General features: G+C 57.6%; 14 protein-coding genes. 2 read left to right on the top strand and 12 right to left on the bottom strand.

The window, feature by feature from the left end:
- Positions 1-423 precede the first annotated feature (423 nt).
- Entirely contained in the window at positions 424-726 is a 303-nt protein-coding gene (locus KH616_RS04880) for a hypothetical protein (RefSeq protein ID WP_292237822.1), read from the top strand.
- A 37-nt stretch (positions 727-763) separates the two neighbouring features.
- On the opposite strand, the gene KH616_RS04875 is transcribed toward KH616_RS04880, so the two are convergent.
- Genes KH616_RS04875 through KH616_RS04840 form a run of 8 tightly spaced genes read right to left on the bottom strand, consistent with a single transcriptional unit; the run spans position 764 to position 4,464 of the window.
- Complete coding sequence (locus KH616_RS04875) at positions 764-1,567, bottom strand: patatin-like phospholipase family protein (RefSeq protein WP_292237821.1); 804 nt, start codon at positions 1,565-1,567, stop codon at positions 764-766.
- Positions 1,567-2,001 (bottom strand): hypothetical protein, encoded by a 435-nt coding sequence (locus tag KH616_RS04870; protein WP_292237820.1) that lies wholly within the window; start codon positions 1,999-2,001, stop codon positions 1,567-1,569. Before KH616_RS04870 ends, KH616_RS04875 begins: the two co-directional genes overlap by 1 nt.
- A gap of 41 nt (positions 2,002-2,042) precedes the next feature.
- Positions 2,043-2,261, bottom strand: coding sequence for a hypothetical protein (locus KH616_RS04865; protein WP_292237819.1), 219 nt, complete (start codon positions 2,259-2,261; stop codon positions 2,043-2,045).
- 2 nt (positions 2,262-2,263) lie between these two features.
- A complete protein-coding gene (locus KH616_RS04860; protein WP_292237818.1) occupies positions 2,264-2,617 on the bottom strand; it encodes an HNH endonuclease signature motif containing protein in 354 nt (117 codons plus the stop codon).
- Positions 2,618-2,663: 46 nt separating this feature from the next.
- Entirely contained in the window at positions 2,664-3,047 is a 384-nt protein-coding gene (locus KH616_RS04855; protein ID WP_292237817.1) for a hypothetical protein, read from the bottom strand.
- Positions 3,044-3,619, bottom strand: coding sequence for a glycoside hydrolase family 19 protein (locus KH616_RS04850; protein WP_292237816.1), 576 nt, complete (start codon positions 3,617-3,619; stop codon positions 3,044-3,046). Before KH616_RS04850 ends, KH616_RS04855 begins: the two co-directional genes overlap by 4 nt.
- Positions 3,616-3,915 (bottom strand): hypothetical protein, encoded by a 300-nt coding sequence (locus tag KH616_RS04845; RefSeq protein WP_292237815.1) that lies wholly within the window; start codon positions 3,913-3,915, stop codon positions 3,616-3,618. Before KH616_RS04845 ends, KH616_RS04850 begins: the two co-directional genes overlap by 4 nt.
- Before the next feature lie 36 nt (positions 3,916-3,951).
- Positions 3,952-4,464, bottom strand: a complete 513-nt coding sequence (locus tag KH616_RS04840) for a KilA-N domain-containing protein (protein WP_292237814.1) — start codon at positions 4,462-4,464, stop codon at positions 3,952-3,954.
- A 752-nt stretch (positions 4,465-5,216) separates the two neighbouring features.
- Here KH616_RS04840 and KH616_RS04835 point away from each other — a divergent pair.
- The gene (locus KH616_RS04835) at positions 5,217-6,242 is read left to right on the top strand and encodes an acyltransferase (RefSeq protein ID WP_292237813.1); all 1,026 of its coding nucleotides are present in this window, start codon (positions 5,217-5,219) and stop codon (positions 6,240-6,242) included.
- Here the strand turns inward: KH616_RS04835 and KH616_RS04830 are convergent.
- The 4 genes from KH616_RS04830 to KH616_RS04815 form a co-directional block, all read right to left on the bottom strand.
- Complete coding sequence (locus KH616_RS04830) at positions 6,239-6,412, bottom strand: hypothetical protein (protein ID WP_292237812.1); 174 nt, start codon at positions 6,410-6,412, stop codon at positions 6,239-6,241. The two genes, KH616_RS04835 and KH616_RS04830, sit on opposite strands and share 4 nt — an antisense overlap.
- 9 nt (positions 6,413-6,421) lie before the next feature.
- Entirely contained in the window at positions 6,422-7,753 is a 1,332-nt protein-coding gene (locus KH616_RS04825) for a hypothetical protein (protein ID WP_292237811.1), read from the bottom strand.
- 200 nt (positions 7,754-7,953) lie between these two features.
- Positions 7,954-9,390, bottom strand: coding sequence for a DUF2612 domain-containing protein (locus KH616_RS04820; protein WP_292237810.1), 1,437 nt, complete (start codon positions 9,388-9,390; stop codon positions 7,954-7,956).
- On the bottom strand, positions 9,387-10,034 hold the full coding sequence (locus KH616_RS04815) for an HNH endonuclease signature motif containing protein (RefSeq protein WP_292237809.1): 648 nt from the start codon (positions 10,032-10,034) through the stop codon (positions 9,387-9,389). The genes KH616_RS04820 and KH616_RS04815 overlap by 4 nt, the downstream gene beginning before the upstream one ends.
- Positions 10,035-10,040 lie beyond the last annotated feature (6 nt).

The raw sequence follows: 10,040 nt of genomic DNA, 5'->3' as shown, positions 1-10,040 counted from the left end.
TCATTGCCATCGGATCAAGGCGCAAAAACGCCATTTCACGTTAAAAATCAACTGGCTATGATGCTTTTGTGGCGTGATTTATATCACCGAAATTCACATACGTTAACACGCAAAAACAATGGCTTACAATCGAGTTTTGGACGATGGGGCTAGGAGAGTGACGCGCAGTCGGAATCGTTTGGCTGATTGATGCGCTTGGGCGCGGGGAGGCGGGATGACTGCGATGCACTGTCCGAGTTGCGCCAAGCTTCTCGGGCGTGAGGAGTATCACACTGGCGAGGATGAGAAATCAGATGGGCGCCTCTACCCATACGCGTACTGGATGTGCGACTCGTGCGACACGCAAGTGAACGACTGGGACGACGAGTTTGAGTATCCGGAATGGGATACGGACGCGCCGCAATCTGCGGGCTAGGAGGGAAGGTGAGCGAAAAGCGGTACGTCATCATGGAACTGGAAGACGCCAAGGCGCTTGCGTCGAATGCGTCGGCCGGATTCGATGATCGAGTTCAGCGCGTCATTGATAGAATTGAGGCCGAGACGGGCGCAGACATTGAAGATATTGTTGCGCAACTGAAGGGCATTGAGCCGTGCCACGCCTGCGTCGTTGAAAGTCAGGAGCGTTATTGCGTTTGCTGGGGAGCCAACAAGCTGGGCAGGCGCCTGTCGCGACTTGTTGATCGCGCCAATGTCGAGGGCAATGACGCGCCGCAAGACGCCGGCTAGAGGGGTGCGCCAACCGCATGAGAGCGGCTGGCGGGCGTTACATAGCGGATAGAGCGGCTTTCGTGGCTGCATATCCATCGTCAATCAAGCGCTGACGAATCGCGGTCGGCATGTTGCGGTCAAGGCTCGACGCGTAGCCAGTCGGCACTCGCACGATGGTCGCGCCGTTCTTCGTGTCGAGTTCGACGTGTGAGGCCTCGTTCGATGCGAGCAATAGGTCGATGATCCGCGGCGCCAGTGCTGCAAGTCCGTATCGGCCGGACTTTAGCGGACTGTCGCCGGATTCGAGAAAGATGCCAACGCGCGGCACCTCATCCACCGTTAGATTGCTGACAGGGATGTTGTCTGTGCAGCCGCCATCAACCAACATCGCGTCTTGATAGGCAACTGGCGAGAACACGAGCGGGATCGATGCCGAGGCGCGAGCGGCCAAGGCGATCGGCGCATCCGGCGTCGAGGCTTTCCCAAATTCAAATTCACGTTCCGTCAGCAGGTCGGATGCAACTACCTTCAGTGCGACCGGCACATCCGCAAACTTCTTGGCGCCCGTCTGTTCCGTCAGGAAGTCGAGCAGGGCATTGCCCGAGCAATACGCTCGCTTCGTGATGAGTGTCCATGGCGAGAAACTCATCATCGGCGACCAGTCGAGAGACAGGCAGAGGCTTTTGAGGTCGGCCAGCGACATGCCGGATGCGTACAGGCTTGCCACGATTGATCCGCCACTCGTCCCCGAAATCTCGATGACCTCGTAGCCTGCATCTTCGATGGCCTGGAGTGCTCCGAGGTGAGCGCCGAGCCGGAAGCCGCTGCCGCTGAGTGCAACGCGGATCGGCCTCCTCATCACACACCCGACGCCGAAGCCGGAACCGCTGGCACATACTCAGCCAGCGCCGCCGAAATCGCAACGGCCGCGGCAGTCAGCGCGATCTGCGCCGTCGTCTTGTCCTGCTCAGGCATCGACGATGCGCCAATGACCTTGATCGCAGCCGGAACCGCCACATTCACGAGGTCTTGGGCGGACGCGATGCTGACCGACGATGCCGAGCACGCGTTGCCGACGATCAGCGAGGCTTTGTCGAGGTCGGCCGCTTGGGTAGCGGTCATCTGCGGGCGCATGGCCTCGAGACTTGCAATCGTCGGCGTCGCGACCGCGCAAGCCTTCACGACCTGCGTTTTTACGTTGGCGAGGACTTGCGTTTGGCTGGCCGGAGCCGAGGCGCACGCGGAGAGGGCAAGCGTGACTACGCCTGCCGCGAGAAGCAGCATCTTCTTCATGGAAACCTTCGGGATTGGGTGCCTAGGAACGGCGGGGAGGGTTACTGCTGGGCGGCTTGTTGGTCTTGCTTGGCGGCGGCGCGCGCAGCAACGGCGTTGTATGCGGCGTGAAGCGCTGCCGCAACGAGGCCGGCGACGAGAGACGAAACGCTGGCGGGAACGGGGCCGCGGAAGCCGGTGAGCGCCCACTCGACAGCCGGAACGAGTTCGGCTGCGCCTACGGTCAAGCCGCCGGTAACGATGCTGGAAGTCTTGTTCATGATTACTCCTTGTTGGCCATCGGCCGCTTGGCGATCTTCTGATTCCATGCAGGCGCATCGACACCCACATCGGGGTTGAAGCTGCGAAAATTGAGCAGGTGCCCGAAGATGAGATGGCAGTTGCGACCCGGCGCTTCGCAGAGCGTGATCAGGTTGCTTTCCTCAAGCTCCAATTCGGGGTGGAGATGAAATGGCCGGCGATGATGAACCTGCAACTTCACCTTGCCGCCGCATACGGCGCACGTCGGAAAATTCTCGAGGTGTTGCTTTCGAACGGTCGGCCAATGAGGCGAACGCGCAGCACCGAGCGGATGCTTGCCTTGAGCAGCATCTATGAGATGGCGAACGATGGGCATAAAAAAGCCCGCTCGAGGCGGGCTGGAAGGTGATGGGATTCGGGGATCAGTCGATGTCAGGCAGATCGACCGTCTGGCCGGCGAGCGCGTGCGTGCTGTCGCCGAGGAACGCGATCTGCCCCGGTTGCGCGCCGTTGCATCCGACGAACGAGTGGCAGACGTGATGCTTCTTGGGAACGTCGTCACCCTGCCACTCGTCCCAAGTGCTGAGAACACTCGGCCCGAACACCGGCCGCTCCATGTCACCGTTGAAGCTCCAATGCGGCTTGCCAGCGTTGTGCGGCGACTCCATTGTTTCGCCAGGCGGAAGCCAGTTCACCGGCAAAAGATGAACGCCCGAGCCACGCGTACCGGCTTCACATCCCGGGCAAATCCACTTGATGCCGTAGAACCGGCCTTCGCTGTCGCGGATGATCTTCGCTTTGCTCATTGCGTCACTCCCATTGCTTTCTTTCCCGCGCCATACAGCGCCAGCCGTTCCGTCCATCCATTCGGCATGGCTTTCGACGCAACGCTCCCGAGATTCACGGCGCGCGACAGCCCAAGGAAATTGCCGTCGTCCGCCAGATCGTTGAGGCGCCTGTTAAACCAATACCAAGCTGCGCTCATGGACGCATGCTCCGGTTGTTCGAGCAATTCCGGATGCGCGATCAGATCAAGGTCAATGCCGATGCCGCAGAGTAGGTAGTTGCGGCGACCGGTAATTTGCAAGAGTCCGCGGCCCTTGAATCGAAAGCCGTCGCCCGCTTGCGTGTTGCCGAGCTCGGACGCTTTGCGCGATGGCGGCTCGTAGGCCTTCTGCTCGGCTGTCGGCCCCCATATCTCAGCCGTCCACGCCAGCGCGCCCGACTCCACGCCCACTGTCGCCAGAAACGCAGCGAGACGCAGGGGCGTATTGATCGCGTACTTGTCGCAGGCGGGTTGGAGCGAGGTGAGCCACTGACTCGCGCGCAGCAACGTGCAGCCTGTTGAGGCGGCGATGATTTGGGGACTAAGGATCATTGCTTATCCTGCTTTTCAGCCAACCGGTCGTCAATGCGCTCAAGCTTCTTGTAGACCGCATCAATCGCCGCGCTGAACCGATCAATCGCCTTCTCGAGCGCGGAATTCGTGACGTAACTCTCCGCGGCATGGAGCTTGAACGCAGCGAGTTCATCGGCCCGCTTCTGAATGGCTTCGTCGTGCGCCTCGATCTTCTTGTCCAGTTGCGATACCGAACGCTTGAGCACCCAGCCAAGCACCGCAAAAACGCCAGTCGCAGCAGAGCCGCCGACCCCGGCAATGGTCGAGTAGTCCATGTGGTCTCAGAAAAAGAAAACCCGGCCGGAGCCGGGTTAGTTGAGGAGGGATGGTTGAACGATGCTGCTGAGTCGTTCTCGTTCGGCCTGGATGGCCGGCAAGTCTCGTTTTCGTTGAAGCATCAAGTGCGAGCCGAAGGACGCTCGAATGAGCGACGTTTGATCCTTCGCTTCAAGTTGAAGCAGTTGCTGCCAGTGCGAGCGCTCCGCGTCACTGATGCGCGCATAGCCGTCGCGGATCAAGCCGTCAATTTGCATGTCGCACCAGACGGCGAATCGCGCATCGCACCAGCGAGCGAAGGCAACCGCGAGTTTCGGGTGTAGCCAAGTACCGCCGCCGCGCCCCTCTTTGGCGCGGACAAACTCCCCGGAATCCGGTGAGTTAAGAGCTTCGGCCAGTGCAGCTATGTATGCGGCCGTTTCAGAGCTGGCCAGCCAGTGATCGAGACGTTTCCCGAAGTGGCGGGCTGCGGCCGTTGCGTTAAACCAGCCGTCATCCGTGAATCGGACAGCCAAACCTTCGAACGTTGCGTGAACGATGTTTTGCATGGGGCTTCCCCTAAAACCCCTGAATAGAAACTCCCGAGGGCGCGGCCAGGGGGAACCGCGCGTTCAGTCCGTCGACCTATCGGGAGCCAGAAAGCAAAAAGCCCGCGCGGGGCGGGCTGGGTATGTGATGGGTGGATTTCCGGGCCGGTCGCGCAGCGCCGACGCTGCCCACCGCTAACGCCTTATCTGGCAAGGCTTTACCGGGAAAAATAAGCGGCTCGCCGCCCGGGATCGCCGCGCGTAGTGCGTACAACCGGGACGGACGCAAAAAGCCGCGCAAGGCGGCTGATGTAGACCGCCAAACGGCGGATTCACTCGGCCCGAAGGCCATCAATCGAGGAAAAAACAATGAAGAACAGGAATATCGCGCTCGCCGTGAGGGCGGCGCTCGTCTTCGTGGTTGTGTCGTTGGCTGCGTGTGGCGGGGATGATCCGGCGCAACCGGTAAGGGCGAGCGCTCTTGTGCCGGTGGCTGGCCCGGTGCTGGCGGCATCGGATGCAAAGCCAGTTGACGCGGCGGCCGTTGCCGAGTCGGCATCCGCGCCAATTGAGGCATCGCCCGTCGCGGCACCCGCGGCTGCATCCGCGGCTGTTGCGGCACCGGCACCGCGCGCGCAACGACGTCGCTCTTCATCGAGCCCACGTAAAGAAAAAGCCGCCAGAAGGCGGCTGGTTTAAGCGTACTGCTTACGCGCAGGATGAGTGTGCGCTCTATCGTATAAAATCAGACGTTTCCATTCGCCACTTTCGAGATGAAATATCGGCCTGAACTAGACGCTCTACGCGCCGTTGCTGTCGTCGCAGTGATGCTGAGCCATTGGGTTCCCGGTTTCGCATATCCGATCAATTGGGGGCTCGTCGGCGTTTACGTGTTCTTCTCGATCAGCGGATACGTCATCACGCTGCGCCTGCTCGCAGAGCAGGCGCAGAGCAATGGAAACATTGATTTGCGTAGATTTTTCGCTCGACGCATCATCAGGATATGGCCGATTTACTTCTTGACCATCGCTTTCATCTATTTCGTACACCCGGGCTTCGTGGACGGTGGAATAGGTTGGCACATGTCGTTTTTGTCGAACGTCTTTTTCTCAATAAAAGGCGCCTTTCTATTCCCTATCCATTTTTGGTCGCTGTCAGTTGAGCAGCAGTTTTACCTGTTTTGGCCCTTCTTGCTGATCGCCTGCTACAAACGGAACCTGATTATCGTCATCGCCTGCATGATGGTTGTCTCGCCGGTATCGCGCTGGTATTTCGATGCTCACCTTCACAACATGCAGGCAGCGCTTTACGCTCCGAGTTCGAATCTTGACTGCTTGGCAGCGGGAGCTATCGCCGCGGTAACCGAGGCGCGGAAGACGTGGCATCAAATGCTGAACGTGATCGGAGCATTGGGCGCGGCACTACTTGCCTTCATTTTGGTAATGAGCATTCGAGGCAATGACCTCTGGAGCATTTCCCTCACCGGAACTGCGATCGCGATGCTTTCGGCATGGCTAATTGCATGGCTTGGTCGATCGACGAAACGTAGTCAAGTCTTGTGCAACCCAGTAACGCTTTATGTTGGCAGAATTAGCTACGGCATCTACCTGTACCATCTTATGATCGGCAGCTATATTTTCTATAGCACGCCGATCGGTCGGCACTCAATTTTATCCGCCACGATCGCATCTGCGGCGGTCACGATCGCGATCGCCTCGATTAGTTGGTATCTGATTGAGAAGCCATTGCTTTCGATAAACGCAAGCGACAACAAGCGACTACGAACAAGCATCAACTAACTCGGCATGGATGCCTGAACAGTATCAGGAAGGTTATGGCAAAAAGCTTTCCAGCGAGGATCAGTTGAATCAACCTCTCCCTGATTCGGAAAGACGACCGGGTCTTGCAGACCAGGCAAGAATGCGATGATGGTTTCCTGCGTCGAGTCTGAAAATTGGACGAGAAGCATGCTCACTCCTTAAAATTCATAAAAGGACGAGTAAATGGTTAGCGACGGAGAAGTTCCACCCGGTGCCACGAAGGTGTAATAGATGGTCTGCGGCGTGATCAGTGGGATCGTAAAGGGTGAATCGGTCTGTCCCGTTCCAGAGTAGCCGCCCGCCTGACAAGTCTGGCCGCCAATCCCTGCCGCAGATGCCGCTAGAGAGGTGCCAATTGACGAAGTTGGATTCGTGGCCTGTGCGATAGATATCCCACCGAACTTGATCGCATTCGGCGGTACCGCATTGGAAATATTCAATAACGTGTACGACGTTACTGTCGTCGTAGTCGAGAATATCGCAGTCGACACCGGATAGAACGTCCGCCCATTCTGATACCCCGCCACGAGCTGTCCGCTCCCATTTGTCGGCCACACCGACACCAGCGCGCTCGCCATATAACCAGCCGGCATGTTTGCCCCGCCATAGACGTTCGGCTGCACCGCGCTCGTCGCGTTCCTCGCAAGCAGTGCGCTCGCACCGGTCGTAGGGTTGTAGATCGCGTACAGCGCGACGAAGCCGCTCACCGGAGCACTGCCCGTATCCATGCCACCCGCGCCAGTCGTCGCGAGGTTGATGGTTTTGTTGAAGTTCGCGAGACAGTAACGCAGGCCGCCGAGCGCCGACTCAACGACGATCTCGTCGGCCGTGAGCGTGGCCGTGGCGCTTGCCGCCGTAACGCTCATCGCCAGATTGCGCGCCGAGCCGACAACGCCCGCTACCTGCCCCAACTGCACCGCATGCTGGCTCTGAGTGGCGGGGGCGATTTGGAGGGCGTCATTGAGCACGTTTGTGCCGTCGCCGCGTACCCATGCAGCTCCGCCTTGCGCGAGCTGGATCAACGTCCCGCCGCTCGTCAGCATCGAAACCGTGAACGCGCCAGTCGTGCTGTTGACGACATACCACGTGCCGACGAGCTTCGGCATCGTCAACTGAACGTTGCCGGTCAGCGCGCCGGTCAGAACGATGATCGGCTTCGAAAACTGCGCTGGCGTCAGTGTGACGTTGGCATTTGTGAGGGCAAGCGACGTCGCGCCATAGGCATCGATCGGTGCCCAGTTCGCCGCGCTGCCGTCCGTCGCGTCCGGGTTGGTCGTGTTGTTGTCGGCCAGGTTGAACCACATGCCGTCATTGGTCGAATTGACCAGCACGGCACCTTTCGGGTAACCGCCAACCGACGTCGAGAACGCGGAGTCGTACTTGAAGTTACCGCCCGCCGACTGCCATTGCTGGATCGCGGTGATCAGGTTCAGGATGCCGTTGAAGTCGGCGCCGGCAGGCGGAACGCCGCCCGACGCAAGGGGCGTCATCGTCAGCGGCGGGAATCCGTCGGTCAGCGAGGCTGCGCCCGGCGTAACGCCGATCTGCGATGCGGTCGGAATCGCGTTTTTCGTGCCGCTATTGGCGAACGGAAGCGGAACCTTCGACGGGATATTCGAGGCTTGCATGTGTATCCTATGGACGCAAAAAAGCCCGCTCGAGGCGGGCTTGCGTGATGCGGGGATGTTGATCAGGCCGCGTTTAGCAGGCCAGTCGATTGATTGAAGAAAACGCCGTGTCCGAAGTTTTGTGGCGAGGCGCCAGAAAATAGACCGCTAAGCGCATAGATGGATTGTGCGCCGGTGCCAGCCCCAAATCCGAGGTTCGAGACGGCGATGTTCTTGTTCTGGACTTGACTGAAGTAACTTCCAGTCCAGTTGAGCGATGCTCCTGATGGCAGAGGAACCGGAAGAGTGACTACGCCTCCCGACAGCACATAATCCGTCACCGTCACCGCAGCGGTGGTGGTGGGGATGTAGCTGGTAGGCGTCGAACCCGGCTCCGTTTGTGCGAAGTCGAGATAAAAAACCGTGCCGATCGGCAGATTTCCAGACGACTGCGTGATGTCAAAATCAACCTGCGTTCTCGTGGCTGTCAGCGTTGCGACGCTGATCACCCTTACCCACCGGTCAAACGTGGAATAAACGTTGAGAGCGCCAACGTCCGTGTCGTTCCAATCGACCGCAAAACGGAAATTGGATACGCCGGGCTGCCCCGATGGCACATACATCCATGCACTGACGACCTGCTGACCTGCCGCAACAGAAAGCCCGCTTTGACGCACACACAAATTCGAACTCGCCGTTATTGTCACCTTCGAAACAGGCGAGGCAGAGCCATCCGGTGCCGCAATGTCCGTTGACGATGTGACTGCCCCCATGTAGCCGGCAGAACCGGAAATCCATGGGCTATTGAACAGTGCGCCACTTTGCTTCAACGCGTTCGTTCTCGGCGTCGCATACAGCAACTGGTTGCCTTGCCAGTCGTTGCGGTAGATCTGGGGGGGGGGGATCGGATTCACCGGGCCAATGCCCTGCTCCTGAAATCCGAAGGTTGTCGGCGAATCGAACTGCACCACCTTCGCATTCACCGCGGCCGGACGAGGAACTGCACTGGATTGCGTCAAGATTGCGATTTCATACGGCAGCAATGCGAACTCAAAAACAAACCGCATCGTCATCCCGCCGCCATCAATCACGTAGCAGCGACCACGCGTCGAGAACAGGTTTTGCAGCAGTTGATTCAAGCTTCGCGCTGTGCATTGCGAGATGTTCGCCAGCGCTTTGACAAGGATCAGCTTTCGGTAAGCCGAATCGGTCAGCGTATATGTGCTCGCCGCGACCGTTCCGTTATAAAACGGTGCTTGCCCGAATGGTTGATAGTTCAGCCCTTCTTTAAACCCGAAGTTCGCCGCGCCAGCCGGAATCGTCAGATTGCGGCCAACGCCGACGATCTTCCCCCAGATGTCCAAGCCAAAGCCGACCGCCGTATCGATGTTCCAGACGGAATCAAAAAAATCATTAATATTCTGGCTTGGGTCGATGTACTCATTCATATTGCGAATGAGTTGAACTATCGTTGACGAGTTGGCGTATTGACTAAGTATAGTCTGTTCTATATTTATCACAATAAAAGCCCATGACTTTGCATAAACTTAATTGGATCTTTCGAAGATTTTTTGCGATTGCAGGTCGGGCACAGCAATTGCATGTTTTCATCTGAGTTCACTCCACCCTTTGAGAGTGGCTCAATATGATCAAGATGATGCCCGGACTTTCTTAGGCAAACCTTACATACAATGCATTTCCCTCTTTGCAATTCCATCAATCGGTCAATTATGCCAGACGACAGTTTTCCATTCTGAGCCCTCAGACGCGCTCGCCTATTTATACAAAAAAGCCGCGCCTTCTCTGGGTTTGCGGATCTCCATGCGGCGTTTCTCTCCAAAATTTCATCTCTATGAAACACATATCTCTCTTGATAATACAGGGAGAGCGCTTCTTTATTTTTTTCGTAATTTGTTTTTGACAGTTCTCGGAGTTTTTCAGCGTTATTTGCGCGATACTTACTATCTTTTTCCGAAATTTTCTCTGGATTTTTGACCGCCCACAGCCGCCTTGATTCCCTGGCTCGATCTGGATTTTTTTCTATCCATTCTCGGTTGTACGCGGCAACCTTTTCCTTGTTCGCTGCATTCCACGCTTTTTTGTACTCTTTGCGTCGGGCTTTTTGCTCTTCCGTTAGCGGCTTCCTAGGCTTTTGAATGCTCATGATCAC

Origin of the sequence: Burkholderia sp., from assembly GCF_018375725.1 — a bacterium.
Lineage (GTDB): Bacteria > Pseudomonadota > Gammaproteobacteria > Burkholderiales > Burkholderiaceae > Burkholderia.
This window is presented reverse-complemented; position numbering and strand designations above follow the sequence as displayed.